This window comes from Marinobacter sp. LV10R520-4 (genome assembly GCF_002563815.1).
Taxonomy (GTDB): domain Bacteria; phylum Pseudomonadota; class Gammaproteobacteria; order Pseudomonadales; family Oleiphilaceae; genus Marinobacter.
The window spans coordinates 4,085,875-4,106,103 of the sequence record NZ_PDJM01000001.1 but is presented as its reverse complement, the minus strand read 5'-3'; the positions used below and the strand labels follow the sequence as shown (position 1 = coordinate 4,106,103).

The 20,229-nt window shown below is 56.1% G+C and carries 16 protein-coding genes; 8 read left to right on the top strand and 8 right to left on the bottom strand.

Translation table 11 applies throughout. The features are described from left to right. The first annotated feature begins 90 nt into the window (after positions 1–90). From ATG98_RS19940 to serS, 7 genes are all read left to right on the top strand, one after another. A complete protein-coding gene (locus tag ATG98_RS19940) occupies positions 91–609 on the top strand; it encodes a CvpA family protein (protein ID WP_098418692.1) in 519 nt (172 codons plus the stop codon). A 92-nt stretch (positions 610–701) separates the two neighbouring features. Continuing rightward, complete coding sequence (gene purF, locus ATG98_RS19935; RefSeq protein WP_098418691.1) at positions 702–2,225, top strand: amidophosphoribosyltransferase; 1,524 nt, start codon at positions 702–704, stop codon at positions 2,223–2,225. 92 nt (positions 2,226–2,317) lie between these two features. Next, a complete protein-coding gene (locus tag ATG98_RS19930; RefSeq protein WP_098418690.1) occupies positions 2,318–3,559 on the top strand; it encodes an O-succinylhomoserine sulfhydrylase in 1,242 nt (413 codons plus the stop codon). Positions 3,560–3,565: 6 nt separating this feature from the next. After that, complete coding sequence (locus ATG98_RS19925) at positions 3,566–6,235, top strand: DNA translocase FtsK (protein ID WP_098424167.1); 2,670 nt, start codon at positions 3,566–3,568, stop codon at positions 6,233–6,235. An 18-nt stretch (positions 6,236–6,253) separates the two neighbouring features. Further along, positions 6,254–6,928 carry an outer membrane lipoprotein chaperone LolA gene (lolA, locus tag ATG98_RS19920; protein WP_098424166.1) on the top strand — a complete coding sequence of 225 codons (675 nt, stop codon included), beginning with the start codon at positions 6,254–6,256 and terminating at the stop codon, positions 6,926–6,928. Beyond that, positions 6,928–8,265, top strand: coding sequence for a replication-associated recombination protein A (locus ATG98_RS19915; protein ID WP_098424165.1), 1,338 nt, complete (start codon positions 6,928–6,930; stop codon positions 8,263–8,265). Before lolA ends, ATG98_RS19915 begins: the two co-directional genes overlap by 1 nt. Positions 8,266–8,381: 116 nt before the next feature. Next, positions 8,382–9,656 (top strand): serine--tRNA ligase, encoded by a 1,275-nt coding sequence (gene serS, locus ATG98_RS19910; protein WP_098424164.1) that lies wholly within the window; start codon positions 8,382–8,384, stop codon positions 9,654–9,656. 116 nt (positions 9,657–9,772) lie between these two features. Here serS and ATG98_RS19905 read toward each other — a convergent pair whose 3' ends face one another. From ATG98_RS19905 to ATG98_RS19880, 6 genes are read right to left on the bottom strand one after another with little or no spacing between them, the layout of a single operon-like run. Then, positions 9,773–10,849: a 3-deoxy-7-phosphoheptulonate synthase gene (locus ATG98_RS19905; RefSeq protein ID WP_098424163.1), complete on the bottom strand. Its 1,077-nt coding sequence runs from the start codon at positions 10,847–10,849 to the stop codon at positions 9,773–9,775. A gap of 57 nt (positions 10,850–10,906) precedes the next feature. Next, positions 10,907–11,701 carry an enoyl-ACP reductase FabI gene (locus ATG98_RS19900; protein WP_098418684.1) on the bottom strand — a complete coding sequence of 265 codons (795 nt, stop codon included), beginning with the start codon at positions 11,699–11,701 and terminating at the stop codon, positions 10,907–10,909. A gap of 52 nt (positions 11,702–11,753) precedes the next feature. Further along, a complete protein-coding gene (locus tag ATG98_RS19895; protein ID WP_098424162.1) occupies positions 11,754–13,373 on the bottom strand; it encodes an ABC transporter ATP-binding protein in 1,620 nt (539 codons plus the stop codon). A 1-nt stretch (position 13,374) separates the two neighbouring features. Further along, complete coding sequence (locus ATG98_RS19890; RefSeq protein ID WP_098424161.1) at positions 13,375–14,430, bottom strand: ABC transporter permease; 1,056 nt, start codon at positions 14,428–14,430, stop codon at positions 13,375–13,377. 3 nt (positions 14,431–14,433) lie between these two features. Then, positions 14,434–15,516: a microcin C ABC transporter permease YejB gene (locus tag ATG98_RS19885; RefSeq protein ID WP_098424160.1), complete on the bottom strand. Its 1,083-nt coding sequence runs from the start codon at positions 15,514–15,516 to the stop codon at positions 14,434–14,436. Beyond that, positions 15,517–17,250, bottom strand: coding sequence for an extracellular solute-binding protein (locus tag ATG98_RS19880; RefSeq protein ID WP_228706223.1), 1,734 nt, complete (start codon positions 17,248–17,250; stop codon positions 15,517–15,519). On the opposite strand from ATG98_RS19880, the gene ATG98_RS22620 reads away from it, so the two are divergent. Next, complete coding sequence (locus ATG98_RS22620) at positions 17,249–17,425, top strand: hypothetical protein (protein WP_228706222.1); 177 nt, start codon at positions 17,249–17,251, stop codon at positions 17,423–17,425. The genes ATG98_RS19880 and ATG98_RS22620 overlap by 2 nt on opposite strands. Here ATG98_RS22620 and ATG98_RS19875 read toward each other — a convergent pair whose 3' ends face one another. Together ATG98_RS19875 and gloB are read right to left on the bottom strand one after the other, a co-directional pair. After that, a complete protein-coding gene (locus tag ATG98_RS19875) occupies positions 17,426–19,165 on the bottom strand; it encodes a lytic transglycosylase (protein ID WP_098418680.1) in 1,740 nt (579 codons plus the stop codon). A gap of 250 nt (positions 19,166–19,415) precedes the next feature. Further along, a complete protein-coding gene (gloB, locus tag ATG98_RS19870) occupies positions 19,416–20,219 on the bottom strand; it encodes a hydroxyacylglutathione hydrolase (protein WP_098418679.1) in 804 nt (267 codons plus the stop codon). Positions 20,220–20,229: the final 10 nt, after the last annotated feature.

Below are 20,229 nucleotides of genomic sequence, written 5' to 3'. Positions count from 1 at the left end.
CACGGCCAGGTTTTCTCGCAACGGTGGTTTGGCAGAGGGCGGTTTCCTGATAGAATCCGCGCTCTCTATTTTGCGTCGCCCGGGTGGTTCATGAATGCGTTGATCTGGATTGACTGGGTCATTATTGCGGTTATTACCATATCAACGCTGATCAGCCTGAGGCGCGGCTTTGTTCGCGAAGCCCTGTCGTTGGTTACCTGGGTAATGGCCTTCATTGTTGCTCGCACATTTCACCCCCAGATGCAGTCGCTACTGGCCAGCACCGTGGAAACGCCCATGGTGAGGTCGGTTGCGGCGTTCGCGATTCTGTTTATTGGTACGCTTATTGTGGGCGCCATCATTAACGGCATTATCGGACAGCTGGTGCGGGCCACAGGCTTATCCGGCACCGACAGGGTGCTGGGTATGGGCTTTGGCCTGTTGCGTGGGGTATTGGTGGTGGTGGTAGGCATTGCTTTGTTGCGTTACACACCGGTGTCTCAAGATACCTGGTGGCAAGAATCGCCAATGATTGACCGGTTGTCGGTGTTAGAAGACTGGTCCCGTCGTACCTTTGGTGATGAGATTTCCGGATTCCTTACTCCCCAAAGCGAGGGGCAAGGCATCTAGTAAACTTGGCTATTCAAACGCCAGGCGCTATATCAGGCAATCTGCCTGGCGTGGCTTTCATTCAGTTTTAACACTCGGAGAATCTCCATTCCATGTGTGGCATCGTCGGTATCGTCAGCACTTCCCACGTGAACCAGCTGCTCTATGATGCGCTGACCGTTCTTCAGCATCGGGGTCAGGACGCAGCAGGTATTGTTACCTTCGAAGACGAGCGCTTTTACCTGCGTAAAGACAACGGCCTGGTACGCGATGTATTTCATACCCGCCATATGCACCGGTTAGTGGGTAATGTCGGCATTGGTCACGTTCGATATCCTACCGCCGGCAGCGCGAGCTCCGCCGAGGCTCAGCCGTTTTACGTCAACAGTCCCTATGGCATTACCCTGGCCCACAATGGCAATCTGACAAATTCTGACGAGCTGAGCACCGACCTGTTTCGTACCGATCTGCGCCACATCAACACCAACTCCGATTCGGAAGTGCTTTTGAACGTGTTTGCTCACGAGCTTCAGAAACTGGGCAAGCTAGACCCCACCAAAGACGACATTTTTGCCGCCGTGCGTTCTGTACACGAACGCTGCCGCGGTGCTTACGCGGTTATCGCAATGATTACCGGTTATGGCATTGTCGGTTTCCGCGACCCCAATGGCATTCGCCCTATCTGTTATGGCGTGCGCGTAGCCAGTGACGGTCGCAAAGAATACATGATTGCGTCTGAAAGCGTGGCCCTGGCCGCCTCCGGTTTCACCCTGGTGCGTGACATTGCGCCGGGTGAAGCGGTGTATATTGAAACCGATGGCACCTTTCACAGTGAGCAGTGCGCCAAACAGCCAAAGCTTTATCCGTGTATTTTCGAGCACGTTTATTTTGCCCGCCCGGACTCCATCATGGACAAAGTCTCGGTTTACAAAGCGCGTTTGCGCATGGGTGAGACTCTGGCGGATAAAGTGCTGAAGGATTTTGCCGATCACGATATTGACGTGGTTATGCCGATACCAGACACCAGCCGCACCTCGGCCATGCAGATGGCCCACCGCCTGGGCGTGAAATTCCGCGAAGGCTTTATTAAAAACCGTTACATCGGCCGAACATTTATTATGCCCGGCCAGACCATGCGCAAGAAATCGGTACGCCAGAAGCTAAACCCCATTGATCTGGAGTTCCGCGGCAAAAACGTGATGCTGGTTGACGATTCCATTGTGCGCGGTACCACCTGCAAGGAAATCGTGCAGATGGCCCGCGATGCCGGCGCCCGCAAAGTGTATTTCGCCTCGGCCGCGCCCCCGGTGCGTTATCCCAACGTGTACGGCATTGATATGCCGTCTGCGAAAGAACTGATCGCTCACGATCGCACTGTGGAAGAAATCCGTGAATTGATCGGCGCCGACTGGTTGCTGTATCAGAACCTGGAAGACCTGATTACCTCTGTTAGCGATGTTAATAGTGACATCGATGGCTGGGAATGTTCGGTGTTTACCGGTGAATACGTAACCGGCGATATTGATCGTGCCTATCTGGATCGCCTGGATGGCCAGCGTAACGATGCAACCCGCTCCGGCATCGTGAAGAACGATACCGAAAACGGCAGTATAGACATGCATAACGACGAAGACTGATGCTTTAGACCGCGCAAGAATACTATTACCAGCAGAAAGCCACGACCAGCAGAAAGCCACGACCAGCAGAAAATCATGACCAGGAGAAAACGATGACATTTTGCCGCGAAGAATCGATTTTGATACCAGAATCAGACCTGGACGGCATGTCTGGCGATACCCTGGCGGTGCGCGCGGGGCAGATTCGTACCGGTCAGCTGGAACACAGCGACGCCATATTTCCGACGTCCAGCTTTGTTTACGCCAGCGCGGCGCAAGCGGCTGCGCGTTTTGCCGGTGAAGAGCCCGGCAATATTTATTCGCGTTTTACCAATCCCACGGTGACCGCCTTCGAAAATCGCATTGCGGCGATGGAGGGCGGCGAACGGGCAGTGGCAATGGCCTCGGGTATGGCTGCCATTACCAGCACCTGTATGGCGTTGCTGAAGGCCGGTGACCACGTGGTGTGTTCACGGGACGTATTCGGCACGGTGAATTCGCTGTTTCAGAAGTATCTGAGCAAATTTGGTGTTGAAACCACGTTTGTAAAACTGACAGACGAAGCGGGCTGGGAAGCGGCTATGCGGCCCAATACCCGCCTGTTGTTTCTGGAAACGCCGTCTAACCCGTTGTGCGAAATTGCCGACATTCGAAAGATGGCGGATCTAGCCCATGCCCATGGTGCGCTGTTAATGGTAGACAACTGTTTCTGTACGCCAGTGTTGCAACAGCCGCTGGCGTTGGGCGCAGACTTGGTAACCCATTCCGCGACCAAGTATCTGGACGGTCAGGGCCGTTGCATAGGCGGCGTTGTTGTAGGCCCCCACGCGCTGCTGGAAGAAATATTCGTGTTTTTGCGGGCAACAGGCCCAACCATGAGCCCGTTCAACGCCTGGGTGTTCATGAAGGGCCTGGAAACCTTACCAATTCGTATGCGAGCCCACTGTGACAATGCGTTAGAGTTGGCACAATGGCTGCACCAGCAGAGCGCGGTGGAAACGGTTTTTTATACCGGCCTGCCGCAGCATCCGCATTATGAGCTGGCGAAACGCCAGCAAAAGGGTTTTGGCGGCGTATTGTCGTTTCGGGTAAATGGGGGCAGGGAAGAGGCCTGGCGCTTTATTGACGCCACTCGGATGGTGTCTATTACCGCCAACCTCGGTGATGTGAAGACCACCATCACCCACCCGGCAACAACGACCCACGGGCGATTGTCGCCCGAAGACAAAGAACAGGCCGGTATTAGTGAAAACCTGATTCGCCTGTCGGTAGGCATTGAAGCCATTGACGACCTGAAAGCCGATCTTGACCGGGGTTTTCAGGCCCTTCAGAACCCCGGTCATGGCAACATCTGAGCATTCATGGCAGCAAGCGCAAAAGCAAAAGACACATCGGCCCAGCCGCTGACTGATAAGCAGCTGCGTTTTCGCAAGCTGCTGACCCAAGGTGCCCGCGAGGGCGCCGTTATTGCGCTCATTGCCCTGGCGATTTATTTATGCATGGCGCTGTTCAGCTTTCACGCCAATGACCCCGGCTGGGCCAGTGTAGGCCATGACGCCCAAGTGCTGAATTACGCCGGCCGCAGTGGTGCCTGGCTGACCAGCCTGCTGCGCAATTTCTTCGGCTACGTGGCCTGGCTGTTTCCAGCCATGGTGGCAGGTTACGCGCTGCTGCTGATTCGTCTTCGCAATCGCTCCCAAGACCTTCACTGGCCCCTGTTAATGGTGCGCTTTGGCGGGTTTGTTCTGATTCTGCTGTCGGCCACCAGTCTGTTGTCGCTTTATTCTCTTTTTGGTCTGGGTGAATCTTCCGGCGGCGTGATGGGCGTCGCTGTGGCCGATGCTATGGTGCGGTTTTTTAACCTGCCGGCCACCACCTTGGTATTGATTGCCATATTCTTGTTTGCGCTCACGGTTACCACTGGGCTTTCCTGGTTCTGGTTGATGGACCAGTTGGGCGGCATGGCGCTGACGGTTGGCACACGGATACAAGATGGGTTGAGAGGCAGCCGTTCCGCAAAGAACTATGCTGAAAAAGCCGCCGAAGAAACCGCTGAAAATTATCAACCACCGCTTTTGAATCATAGGGTTGAAGGCAAGGCTTCAGACCAGTTTGATAACGAAGTTCGCGCGGCAAAAGCGGTTGAACGAGTGCGCTGGTGGCAGCGTATTCCGGGGTTTGGCCGTCGCGGCCAATCTAAAACGGAATACAGCGATGACTCCGGCGACTACTTTGATCTGAGCGCCAATTCAGACGATGAGCCGGCGCGCATTGAAAGCTTTAGTGCCCATGACGAGAGCGCTCGCAGCGATTATAGCGATTCCAAAAGCAGTAGGCCCACACCTGCATCGCGGCGATCAGCGCGCAAAGCCACGCCTTTATCGGCTTCCGCCGATATCGCGGCAAAAGGCAATTCTCAAGACACCGGCCGTTCATTCAAGATCGCCCCGTTCAAAAAAGACGATCAGGGTAAGCCCGGCGCCAGCAATGGGGCTGGCAAACAATCTTCGCTGCTGGAAGATATCGAAAGCCCGATTCCACCCATCACGCTGTTAGACCCGCCCGAGGAGCAGCAGGAAAAAGGCTACACTGAAGAGTCTCTGCAACATATGTCGCGGCTGCTGGAAGAAAAGCTGGCTGACTTTGGGGTCACCGTAGAGGTGGTTGAGGTGAATCCGGGCCCGGTGATTACCCGTTTCGAGATCAAGCCGGCGGCGGGCGTTAAGGTCAGCAAAATATCCAACCTGGCGAAAGACCTGGCGCGTTCCCTGGCGGTGCTGAGCGTGCGGGTGGTTGAAGTAATACCCGGGAAATCCGTAGTGGGTATCGAAATTCCCAACGAATACCGCCAGATGGTGCGGTTGAGTGAAGTATTGAGCTCGCGGGTATTCTCCGAATCGACCTCCGCGCTGACCATGGCGCTGGGCAACGACATCGGCGGCAATCCTATAGTAGCCAACCTGGCGAAAATGCCTCACCTGCTGGTGGCAGGCACCACCGGTTCCGGTAAGTCGGTTGGTGTGAACGCCATGCTGCTGAGCATGCTGCTGAAGGCCGGGCCGGAAGAAGTTCGCTTTATCATGGTAGACCCGAAGATGCTGGAACTGAGCATCTACGACGGTATTCCCCACCTGTTGGCGCCGGTGGTCACAGACATGAAAGAAGCCGCCAACGCACTGCGCTGGTGTGTGGCCGAAATGGAGCGGCGCTATCGCCTGCTGGCCACCCTGGGCGTGCGTAATCTGGCCGGTTATAACCGTAAGGTAAAAGAAGCGGCGGAGGCCGGTGAGCCCTTGCGAGACCCGTTCTGGAAACCCGACGACTATCTGGATAACGACGAGCAGCAACGGCCGGAACTGGAGCCATTGCCCTCTATTGTGGTGGTGATTGACGAATTTGCTGACATGATCATGATTGTTGGCAAAAAAGTGGAAGAACTGATTGCCCGTATCGCGCAAAAGGCTCGCGCCGCCGGTATTCACCTGATTCTGGCTACCCAACGACCGTCGGTGGATGTTATCACCGGTTTGATAAAAGCCAATATTCCCACCCGTATCTCGTTCCAGGTGTCGTCAAAAATTGACTCCCGTACCGTGCTTGACCAAGGTGGCGCAGAGCAGCTACTGGGCCACGGCGATATGCTGTATTTGCCACCAGGATCTGGCTTGCCTGTGCGGGTACACGGCGCCTTTGTCGACGACGATGAAGTGCACCGGGTGGTCAGCGCCTGGAAAGCCCGAGGCGTGCCGGTATATATAGACGACGTTCTTAATGGCGCCGAAGGCGAAAATCTGCCCGGCGTACCCAGCTTGAACGATGATGACAGCGAAATGGATACTTTGTTTGATGAAGCCGTGGCGTTCGTGACAGAAGGCCGCCGGGTGTCGATATCGTCGGTTCAACGTAAATTAAAGATTGGCTATAACCGTGCCGCCAACCTGGTCGAGGCAATGGAAGCTTCGGGGGTTGTCAGTTCGGCAGGCCACAACGGCGCGCGGGAAGTATTGGCTCCGCCGCCTCCACGGAACTAGTGTCCAGGAGCAAGCAGTATGGCGAATAAAAGCACGACGGGTGTTTTGAAACAGCTGGCCACAGCGCTGTTTGCGATGATTCTGACCAGCACGGTAACGGCGGCTGTCAGTGAAGCGACTCTTCAGAAAGACGCGGCGACTCAACTGGCTGCGTTATTGCGGGGTTACCAGACATACCAGGCTGACTTCATCCAGATTGTGGTGGGCAACGGCGGTGACCGCATTCAGGAAAGCCGAGGCTCTATGAAGGCCAAGCGTCCGGGATTGTTTTATTGGGAAAGCAAAGCGCCTATGGCCCAGCACATCGTCAGTAACGGCGATGAAGTGTCGGTGTACGACCCGGACCTGGAGCAGGTAACCGTGCACAAGCTAAACAGCGATGTGCAGGCCACGCCGGCTTTGCTGTTGAGCGGTGAGGTGGACAACCTGGCGCAAACCTACGACGTTTCTACCCGCAGGGTGGGCGACAACATTCGCGAATTTACGCTGACGCCCAAAAATCCGGACTCACTGTTCGTTTCGCTGCGGATGTCGTTTTTTGACGGACAGCTGCAGGAAATGCGAATGGAAGATTCCCTGGCGCAGATCAGTATTCTGAGCTTTGACGACATCGTGCTGAACGGGGATATACCCGCGTCGGTATTCAAGCCGGACTACCCGGCCGGTGTGGATATTATCCGTGACGGCAGCTGATGCAGGATAGCCTGTTCGCCAGCAGCGGCGGATTTCGCCCGCTGGCTGCGCGCATGCGCCCGACCCAACTGGCAGATTATGTGGGTCAGCCCCACCTGGTGGGGCCCGGCAAACCGCTGCGGCGGGCGGTAGAGCAGGGCCAGCTGCATTCGATGATTTTGTGGGGCCCGCCCGGGGTGGGCAAAACCACTTTCGCCCAATTGCTGGCTAACGTCAGTGACCTGGCCTTTGAGACCGTGTCAGCGGTACTCAGCGGTGTAAAAGATATACGCGCGGCGGTTGAGCGTGCGCGGGCACGCAAGCAGGGCAGCGGCCAGGACACTTTGCTGTTTGTGGATGAAGTTCACCGCTTCAACAAAAGCCAGCAAGACGCCTTTTTACCGCACATTGAAGACGGCACCTTTATTTTTGTGGGTGCCACCACCGAAAACCCGTCTTTTGAGCTAAACAGCGCGCTGTTGTCCCGCACCCGGGTTTACGTCTTGAAAAATTTGGAAGACGACGATATTCAGCGCCTGCTTATCCGCGCGCTAAGCGCCGAAGAAGGCTTTGGTGGTCGCCTGCGGGTGGCCGAGGACGTACTGGCGATGATGGCCAGCGCCGCCAGCGGCGATGCCCGCAGGGCACTGAACATTCTGGAAGTGGCCGCCGATCTGGCGCAGCCAGACGCTGATGGTGTCGATAGCGTCAGTGAAGATCAGCTTGAGCTGGTGATGCAAACCAGTCTGCGCCGTTTCGATAAAGGTGGCGATGTTTTCTACGACCAGATTTCGGCGTTGCACAAGTCGGTGAGGGGGTCTGATCCGGACGGCTCGCTTTATTGGATGTGCCGTATGCTCGACGGCGGCTGCGACCCGCTGTACGTGGCTCGCCGGCTGGTGCGTATTGCCAGTGAAGACATAGGTAACGCTGACCCTAGGGCGCTGCAGCTGACCCTGGAAGCCTGGGATACCCAGGAGCGCCTGGGTTCGCCCGAAGGTGAACTGGCGCTGGCGCAAGCGGTGATTTACCTAGCCATGGCACCAAAAAGCAACGCTGTTTATAAGGCGTTCAACCAGTGTATGGCTGACATCCGCCAGGATAAAGACTTCGAAGTACCGGTCCACCTGCGCAACGCACCGACCAAATTGATGAAGTCCATGGGCCACGGCGAATCCTATCGTTACGCCCATGACGAGCCCGACGCTTTTGCGGCCGGTGAAGCTTACTTGCCCGAAGCCATCAGCGAGCGCCGGTATTATCAGCCGGTGGCCCGCGGGCTGGAGATCAAACTCGCTGAAAAACGCCAGCGCCTGAACCAACTGAACGCCGCCAGCCCACGCAAACGCTATAGCTGAAGCACTGGGCTTTCTATAAGGGTGGCCTGTAGCTGAAGCACTGGCCACGCGCTGCCGTGACGGTATAATGGCGGCCATTCACAAAATCATTGTTAAACCGACCAGTCAGGATAATCATGCTCGACCCAAAACGCGTTCGCAGCCAAACCGAAGACATTGCCCGCCGTTTGGCCATCAAAAACTTTACCTTTGATACCTCCACCTTCGAGCAGCTGGAAGAGCGCCGCCGCGGCCTTCAAGTGCGGACCGAGACCTTGCAAGGCGAGCAGAATAAAAAATCCAAGTCCATCGGCAAAGCCAAAGCCTCCGGCGAAGACATACAACCGTTGCTGGATGAAGTAGACGACCTCAAAGCCCGTAAATCCGAAGCCGAAGACCAACTGCGCGAACTTCAGGAAGAACTGAGTCACTTTCTTGCCGCCATTCCGAACGTGCCGGACGAAGACGTACCCGCGGGTAAAGACGAGGATGATAACGTGGAGCTTCGTACCTGGGGTACGCCCCGGGAGTTTTCGTTTGAGCCGCAAGATCACGTTGCTCTGGGCGAAGCCCTTCACGGTATGGATTTTGAGACCGCGACGAATTTGGCGCACTCGCGTTTTGTGGTGATGCGCGGCCAGGTGGCCCGCCTGCATCGGGCGCTGGCGCAGTTTATGCTGGACCTTCATACCGAAGAGCACGGCTACACCGAAGCTTACGTACCTTATCTGGTGAACGCCGACGCGCTCTATGGCACTGGCCAGCTACCAAAATTTGAAGCAGATCTGTTCCGGGTAGAAAGTGAAAAGCCGCTTTACCTTATTCCCACAGCGGAAGTGCCGGTGACCAACCTGATCGCCGACAGCATTCTGGATGCCGCTGAATTGCCCTTGAAAGTGGTGTGCCACACGCCTTGCTTCCGCAGTGAAGCCGGCTCTTACGGCCGTGATACCCGCGGCATGATTCGCCAGCACCAGTTTGACAAGGTAGAGCTGGTTCAGGTCGTACGGCCTGAAGATTCTGACGCGGCTCTGGATGCCCTGACCGGCCACGCTGAAAAAGTGTTGCAGCTGTTGGAGCTGCCGTATCGCACCATGGCGTTGTGCGGTGGCGATATGGGCTTCTCCGCTGCTCGCACATACGATCTGGAGGTATGGCTGCCGGGGCAGCAGAAGTTCCGCGAGATTTCGTCTTGCTCCAACACTCGGGACTTTCAAGCCCGCCGCATGCAGGCGCGCTGGCGCAACCCTGAAACCGGCAAGCCAGAGCCGGTGCACACCCTCAACGGCTCAGGCCTGGCCGTTGGCCGTGCTTTGATTGCGGTGATGGAAAACTACCAGCGCAAAGATGGCAGCATTACAGTGCCGGACGTTCTAAAGCCGTATATGCGTGGCCTGGACAAGATCGGCTGACTCAAACCAAAACCGGGGACACAGCAGGGACAGATTTGAAATCTGTCCCCATCTTGCGGACCTCGCACCAGTGACAAACCGGGGACAGATTTTAAATCTGTCCCCTATCGTATATCTTACGTCTTGGCACGCTTTGGCAGCACATCTTTGAGCTTGTTACGCATGTCGTGAACTGCTTTTTCGGTGGTTTCCCAGTCAATACAGGCATCGGTCACCGATACGCCGTACTTCAGGTCTGCCAGATTCTGCGGAATCGACTGGTTGCCCCAGTTGATGTTGCTCTCAATCATCAGGCTCTGGATAGAGGTGTTGCCGTCCAGAATCTGGTTAGACACGTCGTTCATCACCAGGGGCTGAATGCCTGGGTCTTTGCTGGAGTTGGCGTGGCTGCAATCCACCATGATGGATTTGCGCAGGCCAGACTTCTCTAGAGCCTGTTCGCACAGGGCAACGTTGACCGAATCATAATTGGGTTTGCCACCACCACCGCGCAGAACCACGTGGCCGTAGTTGTTGCCCCTGGTACGAATAATGGCAACCTGGCCTTGCTGGTTTATGCCCAGAAAGCTGTGGGGGTGAGACACGGATTTCATGGCGTTTACGGCAACGTCGAGATTGCCATCGGTGCCGTTTTTAAAGCCAATGGCCATCGACAAGCCACTGCTCATTTCCCGGTGGGTTTGCGATTCGGTGGTGCGAGCACCAATGGCCGACCAGGAAATCGCATCCTGCAGATACTGCGGGGAAATAGGATCTAGTGCCTCTGTGGCCGTGGGCAGGCCCAGTTCGCTGATATCAATCAGTAATTTGCGGCCAATGTGAAGGCCCTGCTGAATATCAAAGGTATCGTCCAGCCGGGGATCGTTAATCAGGCCTTTCCAGCCAACAGTGGTGCGCGGCTTTTCAAAATAGACCCGCATTACAATCAGCAGTGTGTCGCTTACTTCGTCAGCCAGCTTTTTCAGGCGCCGGGCATAATCCAGGGCGGCATCTACATCGTGAATAGAGCAGGGGCCCAACACCAGAAACAGCCGGTGATCAGTGCCGTCGATAATGTTGTATATATCCTGGCGGCCTTTCGCCACGGTGGCGGCTGCTTTGTCTGTAAGTGGCAGATCTTGCTTAAGTGTTTCAGGCGGCATCAGTGTTTCCTGGCTCGCCACGTTCAGGTTCTCTAATTTCGTGCCTAACATAGTTATGATTATTCCTTGATATTCCTTGAGTAAGAGTTCCGGAGATGCACGCAGTTGTTAAATCTCTGCGTCTTCCAGTTCACCCATACCGGTGATGTTGAAGCCGGCATCGACATACATGATTTCGCCAGTGATACCACTGGACATGTCGGACCCCAAGAAAGCCGCGGCGTTGCCGACTTCATCGGTGGTTACGTTGCGGCGCAGCGGGGCGCGCCTGGCGTTTTCGGCCAACATTTTGCGGAAGCTCTTGATACCAGACGCTGCCAGAGTTCGGATTGGCCCGGCAGAAATGCCGTTCACGCGGATGCCGTCGCGGCCCAGGCTGGCTGCCATGTAGCGCACGTTAGCTTCCAGCGAGGCTTTTGCCAGACCCATCACGTTGTAGTTCTGCAGCACTTTCTCTGCGCCCAGGTAGCTCAGGGTCAGCAGCGAGCTGCCTTCGTGCATCATGCCGCGAGCGCCTTTGGCCAGGGCCACAAAGCTGTAGGAGCTGATGTCGTGGGCAATGCGGAAACCTTCACGGGTGGTCACGTCGACGTAGTTGCCGTCAAGTTCGTGACCGGGGGCGAAACCCACGGCGTGAACAATAATGTCGATGTTGTCCCAGTGCTTGCCAAGTTCGGTGAACACGTTGTTGATTTCGTCATCACTGGCGACATCGCAAGGGAAGGTGAGCGTGCTGCCCCATTGTGCGGCGAATTTCTCGACCCGCGGCTGCAGCTTTTCATTCTGGTAGGTAAAGGCCAGTTCGGCGCCCTCGCGGGCGAAGGCTTCAGCGATGCCGTAGGCAATCGACAATTTGCTGGCAACGCCAACGATCAGGGCTCTTTTGCCACTGAGAATTCCCATGGGTGTTCTCCTTATAGTAACGCGTTACGCTTTATTAACGAATGACGCTCAATTAGTCTAAAGGTTTCTGGTAAAAGAAGGCTGCATTCAGCAGCTCCCGTGTGTACGGCTGTTCAGGTGCGGCAAATATCTCGGCGGCTTTGCCGTATTCCACAATTCGGCCATGCTGCAACACCAACAGTTTGTGGCTCAGCGCCCGAACCACCGCCAGGTCATGACTGATAAAAATGTAGCTTAGCGCATATTTTCGCTGCAGCGATTGTAACAGCTCAATCACCTGCTTTTGTACGGTTCGGTCTAGAGCCGAGGTTGGCTCGTCCAGGATGATCAAATCCGGCTGCAACACCAGAGCCCGGGCAATGGCTACCCGCTGGCGCTGACCACCGGAAAATTCGTGCGGGTAGCGGTGGCGGTCCTGCGGGTTCAAGCCCACGTCCGTCAGCGCCTGCACCACCAGCGCGTCTTGGGCTTCAGGGGTGTCTGGCGTATGAATTTCAAGTCCTTCCTGCACAATTTCGGCAATCGACATGCGCGGGCTAAGGCTGCCAAACGGATCCTGAAACACAATCTGAATGCGTTTGCGAAAAGAACGAAACTGCTTCTGGTTCAGGTTCGCTAAGGGCTGTCCATCCAGATCGATGTGACCGCTGGCCGCCGTTAGCTTCAGCAAAGCGTGGCCGATGGTGGTTTTGCCGCTGCCGCTTTCGCCTACAATGCCCAGAGTCTGGCCCCGTTCCAGCTCAAAACTAACGTCTTGTACCGCATGGAAGCTCGATTTTACGCGCCCTAGCAGGGTTTTGGCCGTGGTAAAGCGCACATTCAAATCGCGAACCCGCAGCAGCAGCGTTGCATTTTCAATGTCGGGCCTGGCGGGCGGTGATTCGGGTGGTTCGGCGTCTAGCAGGCGTTTGGTATACGGATGCTGTGGCGTTGTAAACAGAGTTTCAACCGTGGCCTGTTCCACCAACTGGCCTTGTTCCATCACCACCACCCGGTCGGCGTAGCGGCGCACAATGGTCAGATTGTGGGTGATCAGCAAAATGGCCATGCCCAGCTTTTCCTGCAGCTGCTGCAACAGTTCCAGGACCTGCTTTTGCACGGTTACGTCCAGCGCGGTGGTGGGCTCGTCAGCGATCAGCAGTTCCGGCTCGTTGGCCAGCGCCATAGCGATCATTACCCGCTGTTTCTGCCCGCCAGACAACTGATGTGGGTAGCTGGCCAGGCGGCTTTTCGGGTCGTCTATGCCCACCAGCTGCAGCAGCTCCAGGCAGCGGGCCCGAGCCTGGTCACCGCGCAGGCCTTTGTGTAAGGCCAGTGTTTCGCTGATTTGCTTTTCCACGGTGTGCAGCGGGTTCAGCGAGGTCATCGGTTCCTGGAAAATCATGCTGATCTGGCGTCCGCGCACCTGGCGTAAACGGTTTTCCGGGGCTTTTAACAGGTCTTCACCGTGGAACAGAATCTGGCCGCTGGGGTAACTAACGTGGCGGGCGTCCAACAGGCGCAGCACAGACAGCGCTGAAATGGATTTGCCAGAACCGCTTTCACCTACAAGAGCCAGGGTTTCCCCGGCGTGCACCTGTACACCCAGGCCTCGTACCAGGGGCGGCTGGCCGTTAAAGCTGATGGACAGGTCATTAATGGATAATAACGGCTGTGTTTTTTGACCCGTCATATCAGTTTTTCCTCGGGTCAAAAGCATCGCGCACCGCTTCGCCGACAAACACCAGCAAAGTCAGCATCACCGACAGGGACACGAACGCCGAGATGCCCAGCCAGGGGGCATGAAGGTTGGCTTTGCCTTGGGCAATCAGTTCGCCCAATGACGGCGACCCGGAAGGCAAACCAAAACCCAGAAAATCCAGCGAGGTCAGCCCGGTAATGGCGCCGGTTAATATAAACGGTAAAAAGGTGAGGGTGGCCACCATGGCGTTGGGCAGAATATGGCGGAACATGATTTTCCGGTTGTCCAGCCCCAGTGCCCTTGCCGCCTTCACATATTCAAAATTACGCGCGCGCAAAAATTCGGCACGGACCACATCCACCAGCCCCATCCAGCTGAACAGCAGCATAATGCCCAGCAGCCACCAGAAGTTTGGCTGCACAATGCCAGACAGAATAATCAGCAAGTAGAGCACCGGCAGGCCGGACCAGATTTCGATAAAACGCTGGCCAAACAGGTCTACTTTACCGCCGTAAAAACCTTGCAGTGCGCCAACGGTGACGCCCACTACGCAGCTGGCCAGGGTCAGAATCAGCCCGAACAGTACGGAAATGCGGAAGCCGTAAATAACCCTGGCGGCAACATCGCGGCCTTGGTCGTCTGTGCCTAGCCAGTTTTCGGCGCTGGGCGGCGCCGGCGAAGGCACGTCCAGATTGTAATTGATGGTGTTGTAACTGAAGCGGATGGGTGGCCACAGCATCCAGCCGTTAGCGTTGATTTCATCAGCGATAAACGGGTCGCGGTAATCTGCGGTGGTAGGTAGAAAGCCACCAAAGGTTTCCTCCGGAACATCCTGAACAACCGGGGCGTACAACTGGCCCTGATACGACACCAGCAGCGGCGAATCGTTGGCAATCACCTCTGCCATCAGGGCCAGTCCGAACAGCAGCAAAAACAGCCACAGCGACCAAAAACCGCGACCATTGGCGCGGAAGTTAGCGAGCCTGCGCTTCTGTATGGGGGTTGGCTTTGGGAATAATGCGGTCAAGGTTGCTGTCCAGTTTGACACGGGTCAGGCACCTTCCCGGCTTTCGAAATCGATGCGCGGGTCGACCAATACGTAGGTGATGTCGCTGATCAGCTTCAGCAACAGGCCCATCAGAGTGAATATGAACAGGGTACCAAATATCACCGGATAATCCCGGTTCAGGGCCGCTTCAAAGCCCAGTAGCCCAAGACCGTCGAGGGAGAAGATAACCTCAATCAGCAAGGATCCGGTGAAAAACAACGAAACCAGAACCCCGGGCAGACTGGCGATCACAATCAGCATGGCGTTGCGAAAGACGTGGCCGTAAAGCACCTGCTTTTCTTCCAGGCCTTTTGCGCGGGCAGTGACCACGTAGTGCTTGCCGATTTCATCCATAAACGAGTTTTTGGTCAGCAAGGTGAGCGTGGCAAAACCGCCAATCACATTGGCCGTCACCGGCAGCGCCAGGTGCCAAAAATAGTCGCCCACCTGCTGATACCAAGTCATTTCGTCGAAATTGCTGGAGGTAAGCCCGCGCAGGGGGAACCAGTCATAGTAGCTGCCGCCTGCAAACAGTACGATCAGCAATATGGCAAACAGGAAGCCGGGAATGGCATAGCCAATCACAATCGCCGAACTGCTCCATACGTCAAAGCGTGAGCCGTCACTGACCGCTTTGCGAATGCCCAGGGGAATAGAAATCAGATAGATAATAAGCGTGGACCAGAGCCCGAGGGAAATGGACACCGGCATTTTGTCCAGAATCAGTTCCAGCACGCTTTTATCACGGAAAAACGAGTCGCCGAAATCGAGAGTGGCGTAGTCTTTGAGCATTTTGAAAAAGCGCTCGTGAGCGGGCTTGTCGAAGCCGTACATGACTTCGATTTCTTTCAGCAATTCGTCCGGAATACCACGGCTGCCCCGGCTATCGTTGCTGGTGACGACTTCGCCGCTGCTGTCGCCGCCTCCTGCACGGGCCAGAGTGTTGCCACCGTGGCCCTGCATTTGGGCAATCATTTGTTCAATCGGGCCGCCCGGGGCCGCCTGAACAATGACGAAATTGAGCAGCATAATGCCGATCAGAGTGGGGATAATCAGCGCCAGCCGACGCAGAATGTAAACGCCCATTTAGCGTTCTACCCACCAATTGTTGATGTCGATGCCGTTTTTGGCGGTGTGTCCGGGGTGCTTCAGATGCGACCAGTAGGCCACCCGATCACTGGCCAGGTACCAGTGTGGCACCACGTAATAATCGTTTAGCAGAACCCGGTCCAGGGCGCGGGTGCGGTACACCAGTTCTTCGCGGTCGGGTGCTTGAATCACCTGCTCGACCAGTGCATCCACCACTGGATTATTCACGCCAACGTAATTGCGTGAGCCGTTTACATCCACACTGGAGGAATGCCAGTAGTCGCGCTGCTCGTTGCCGGGGGAGTCAGACTGGCCAAATACCTGGGTGGTCATGTCGTAGTCAAACGAACGCACCCGCTGCACGTACTGGTTGCTGTCTACCAGGCGCACGGTAACGTCTACCCCCAGGCGTGCCAGGTTGTTTTTGAACGGCAATACTACCCGCTCAAACGTTTTCTGAAACAACAGCACTTCAAAGGCCAGCGTTTCGCCTGTTTCGCTGTGCACCATCTTGCCGTTCTTGATGCTGTAGCCGGCGGCGCGCAGTTCTTCCAATGCGATCTTGAGGTTGGCACGTAAACCCTGCTGGCCGTCGGTCACCGGCGGCTGATAGGTTTGGTTGAACACCCGTGGCGGTAATGAATCGCGGTAGGGTTCCAGAATGTCCAGTTCGCGGCCCTCAGGCAAGCCGGAAGACGCCAGATCACTGTTGGCGAAATAGCTGTCGCTACGGGTGTACTGGTCATAAAACAGGTTTTGGTTGGCCCATTCAAAATCGAATGCGTAGGTCAGCGCTTTGCGCACTCTGGGATCACTGAAAATGGCCTTGCGAGTATTGAACACAAAGCCCTGCATGCCGGCTGGCCGCTGGTGGCCAATGGTTTCGGTGATAATTTCACCGCTTTCGAAGCGTTGTCCGGTGTAGGAGGTAGCCCAGTTTTTGGCGGAGGACTCCAGACGGAAATCAAAATTACCGGCTTTGAACGCCTCCAGGGCGACTGTGTCGTCGTTATAGTAGTCATAGCGGATCTGGTTGAAGTTGTAGCGGCCTTTGCGCACGCCCAAATCTTTCGCCCAGTAATCCTTCACCCGTTCATAGGTCACTGACCGCCCGGCATCGAATTCGGCAATCCGATAGGGGCCGCTTCCCAGTGGAGGCGTTAAACCGCTGTCGCCGAATTCGCGATCGGCCCAGTAGTGTGCCGGCAGTATCGGCAGCTGCCCCAGAATCATCGGTAATTCGCGGTTTTTAGTGGTGTCGAAATCAAATCGTATGCGCAGGGGGCTCTCTACAGTTACGTTGCTGACATCGGCGTAGTAGTTGCGGAAAAACGGATGGCCTTCGGTAACCAGCGTGTTAAAGGAAAATGCGACGTCTTCGGCGGTAATCTGTTCGCCGTCTTGAAAACGGGCTTCGGGGCGCAAGTTGAACACCACGTAGCTGCGGTCGGCGGGTGTTTCAATGGATTCGGCAATCAGGCCATAGGCCGAAAATGGCTCGTCGGCGGATGACTCCATCAGGGTGTCGTAAAGATAGCCACTGATGCCAGCCGCCGCCACTCCGCGCAAATGAAATGGGTTGAAGGTGTCAAAACCGTTGGCGACTACCGCAAGGCGCAAAGTGTCGCCTTTCGGCGCGCTGGGATTGACGTAGTCGAAATGGGAAAAATTCGGTGGGTACTTGGGATCACCATGCATGGCGATGCCGTGCTGGGGGGTGTTAAAAGGCATGGTATTTGAGGCCGGGGGCGCGTCGCTGTTTTGCGCCATCAAGGGCGTGGCGAGCATGGCCAAGCCGATGGTAGCGGCGCAAAGTAAGTGGTTAAAAGGCCGGGCCAATGATGTATGCGAGCGTTTTTTTATCATGGGTACCTTTTTTGTTTTAACCACTTTCATGGTTCCCTAATCAGGGGCTGTTACGAATGTCCACGTAGAGTACCAGACTTTGTCCAGGTTGCAGATAATGCTCGGTATTCAGGTCATTCCAACCAGCAATATCGCTGACGTTGACCGAAAAACGTCCGGCAATGGCCGCCAGGGAATCACCTTTGCGCACCCTGTAGCCGACTTTGCGCACCAGGGCTTTTATCCGCGCACTGGTACTTGAACCAGAGCTGGCGACGGTGGTTTTGGTGTTTTGCGACCAGATCACAAGCTTCTTTCCCGGGATCAGCGGATCGGCCGGCGCCATGCTGTTCCAGGCGGCCAGTTCACGCACTTTCACCCGGTGTTCGCGGGCGATATCCCAGAAGGTGTCCCCGGGCCGAACGTGGTAGCTGACTTTGTCGCCATCACGCGGCCGCGACTGTTTCTTTTCCAGACGCTGGGCGGCGCTTAGGGCATAGGTTTCGCTGTCGCCGGTTGCGGATGGGATCATCAGGCGCTGGCCGATACGAATTGTGTCGCCGTTGAGTTTATTAAGCTTGCGGATGACCGGTGCGGTGGTCTCAAAACGCTGGGCTATGGTGCTTAGGCTATCCCCGGAACGCACCCTGTAGTTGCGCCAGGACACACGTTGATTGACCGGGTAGGTTTTCAGTGCTTTGCGAAAGCGTTCCGCGCTGGCCACGGGCACCAACAGCCGGTGTGGGCCATCGGGGTTGGTGGCCCAGCGGTTAAAAGACGGGTTTAGCAGGTACATTTCGTCTATATCGGTCGCGGCCAGTTCGGCGGCTTTGGCCAGGTCTAGCTGCGAGCCGGTTTCAACCACGGCGAAGTAAGGCTCGTTGGCCAGTGCTGGCAAATCGATACCATAAGCTTGCGGATCGGCGAAGATTTTCGCCAGAGCCAGTAGCTTTGGTACGTAGTGGCGGGTTTCTTTCGGCAGCTTCAGCGACCAGAAATCCGTTGGTTTGTCAGCGTTTGTATTGCGGCGTATGGCGCTGGAAACCGTGCCGCCGCCGCTGTTGTACGCAGCCAGCGCAAGTGTGTAGTCGCCGTCAAAGCGTTTGCTCAGGCGTTCGAGGTAGGTTAGAGCAGCGTCGGTAGCAGCGACGACATCGCGGCGGTCATCGTGCCACCAGCTTTGGGTTAAGCCAAAGTATTTTCCGGTGGCCGGTACAAACTGCCAGAGCCCGGCGGCGCGGCCGTGGGAGTAGGCAAACGGGTCAAACGCACTTTCTACAATGGGCAGCAGGGCCAGTTCTGTGGGCAGGCCACGGCGCTCGGTCTCGCTGATGATGTAGTGAAAGTAGCGGCTGCCGCGCTCCATCACCCGTTCAATGTAGCGCGGGTGACTGGCAAACCAGGCCAGTTGCTGTTCCAGGCGCGGTTGGTCTACGTCATGATCCAGCGCAAAGCCGTCCCGCAGGCGTTGCCACAAATTGGTGTTCTCGGTCTTGATCCCGTTTTCAAGAGCGTTATCGGCTAGCGTTGCGGGCTGTTTAATATTGGCGGCGTTTAGCTTACTTCGGGCGGTTCTGGCCTGGGCTTTTAGCTCTGGCGCAATGGCGTCGTCTAGCGGGTCGTCCTGGCTGGCATCGGCTTGGCCTTTGATGACCGCCTGTTTGAGGTCGTCATCACCGCTGGCGACGGCTACGTGTGTGGAATCGAGAGGGTTGTCAGCGCTGCTGAGGGGGCGTTCACTGGCGCAACCGGCAATAAGAGCGGCGCTAAACAGGCAAGTTAATAATCGGTTGGGCGACATAAACACACGTTCCGGGATAATAGTTGGCCAAACCAGTGGCAAATTGTGCCCGGCGACTTTGGCTGCAAATAATAAAGGTGAAAGGATTTTATGGGTGTGGTTTACCAGTGGTCAAGAAACCGATTGTTACCGCTGCGAGAGGATCGCACAAACCAGGGGCAGATTTCAGGAACCAGGGACAGATTTCAGGAACTAGGGACAGATTTCAGGAACTAGGGACAGATTTCAAATCTGTCCCTATCTTGATCGGTTAGCCGCGAAAATGATCTTTACCGTGGCGAATCGCGGCAAAGACGTCGTCTGCGCTTTCCATCGGCAGTGTGTGCTCACTGGCATAACGTTTGGCAACATCAATTACCTCGGGATCGTCCCAGCGCAAAAAAAGGTTCAGGCGCTTCTCCTCAGCCAGGGTGGACGGCACCGTTGCCTTGTTATTCGCTCGTGCTTGCTGGCATCGCTGTTCAAACTCCACCAGGGCACTTGATTGCGGTAACCAGGTGCGGGCAAACCTGAGATTTGCCAGGGTGTACTCGTGGCCGCAGTAGACAGCCGTGTTGTCAGGCAGCTGACGCAGGCTTTCCAGGGATTGGCGCATCTGCGCCGGTGTGCCTTCAAAGAGCCGGCCACAACCTGAAACGAACAGAGTGTCGCCGGCGAACAGCAGCGGTCGCCCGGTTATGGCTGTGTCGTCGGTAAAAAAGGCGATATGGTCCAGGGTGTGGCCCGGGACCGACATGCTGGTGAAAGTAATGCCCTCCCATAACGCGGTGTCGCCAGGATGGATGGGGTTTGTGCTGCCTTTGAACGGGCTGTCGGCCGGACCAATTATCCGGCAGTCGGGATACGCTTCGCGCAGCGCTTTTACGCCGCCAACGTGATCAGGGTGGTGGTGGGTGATTAGAATGGCGGTGAGCGCCAGGCCCTGTTGCGCCAGGTGGTCCAGAACCGGTTGCGCCTGGCCCGGGTCCACGATCAGGGCGTTGTGCCGGTGCGGGTCAGCGATGCACCATATATAGTTGTCATTGAACGCCGGTATTGCAGAAATCGTCAACATAACCCACCCA

What these genes read in the sequence shown, in the direction of transcription:
- ATG98_RS19940 (WP_098418692.1), top strand. Translation starts at nt 91, where the DNA reads ATGAATGCGTTGATCTGGATTGACTGGGTCATTATTGCGGTTATTACC.
- purF (WP_098418691.1), top strand. Translation starts at nt 702, where the DNA reads ATGTGTGGCATCGTCGGTATCGTCAGCACTTCCCACGTGAACCAGCTG.
- ATG98_RS19930 (WP_098418690.1), top strand. Translation starts at nt 2,318, where the DNA reads ATGACATTTTGCCGCGAAGAATCGATTTTGATACCAGAATCAGACCTG.
- ATG98_RS19925 (WP_098424167.1), top strand. Translation starts at nt 3,566, where the DNA reads ATGGCAGCAAGCGCAAAAGCAAAAGACACATCGGCCCAGCCGCTGACT.
- lolA (WP_098424166.1), top strand. Translation starts at nt 6,254, where the DNA reads ATGGCGAATAAAAGCACGACGGGTGTTTTGAAACAGCTGGCCACAGCG.
- ATG98_RS19915 (WP_098424165.1), top strand. Translation starts at nt 6,928, where the DNA reads ATGCAGGATAGCCTGTTCGCCAGCAGCGGCGGATTTCGCCCGCTGGCT.
- serS (WP_098424164.1), top strand. Translation starts at nt 8,382, where the DNA reads ATGCTCGACCCAAAACGCGTTCGCAGCCAAACCGAAGACATTGCCCGC.
- ATG98_RS19905 (WP_098424163.1), bottom strand. Translation starts at nt 10,849, where the DNA reads ATGTTAGGCACGAAATTAGAGAACCTGAACGTGGCGAGCCAGGAAACA.
- ATG98_RS19900 (WP_098418684.1), bottom strand. Translation starts at nt 11,701, where the DNA reads ATGGGAATTCTCAGTGGCAAAAGAGCCCTGATCGTTGGCGTTGCCAGC.
- ATG98_RS19895 (WP_098424162.1), bottom strand. Translation starts at nt 13,373, where the DNA reads ATGACGGGTCAAAAAACACAGCCGTTATTATCCATTAATGACCTGTCC.
- ATG98_RS19885 (WP_098424160.1), bottom strand. Translation starts at nt 15,516, where the DNA reads ATGGGCGTTTACATTCTGCGTCGGCTGGCGCTGATTATCCCCACTCTG.
- ATG98_RS22620 (WP_228706222.1), top strand. Translation starts at nt 17,249, where the DNA reads ATGGTATTTGAGGCCGGGGGCGCGTCGCTGTTTTGCGCCATCAAGGGC.
- ATG98_RS19880 (WP_228706223.1), bottom strand. Translation starts at nt 17,250, where the DNA reads ATGCCTTTTAACACCCCCCAGCACGGCATCGCCATGCATGGTGATCCC.
- ATG98_RS19875 (WP_098418680.1), bottom strand. Translation starts at nt 19,165, where the DNA reads ATGTCGCCCAACCGATTATTAACTTGCCTGTTTAGCGCCGCTCTTATT.
- gloB (WP_098418679.1), bottom strand. Translation starts at nt 20,219, where the DNA reads ATGTTGACGATTTCTGCAATACCGGCGTTCAATGACAACTATATATGG.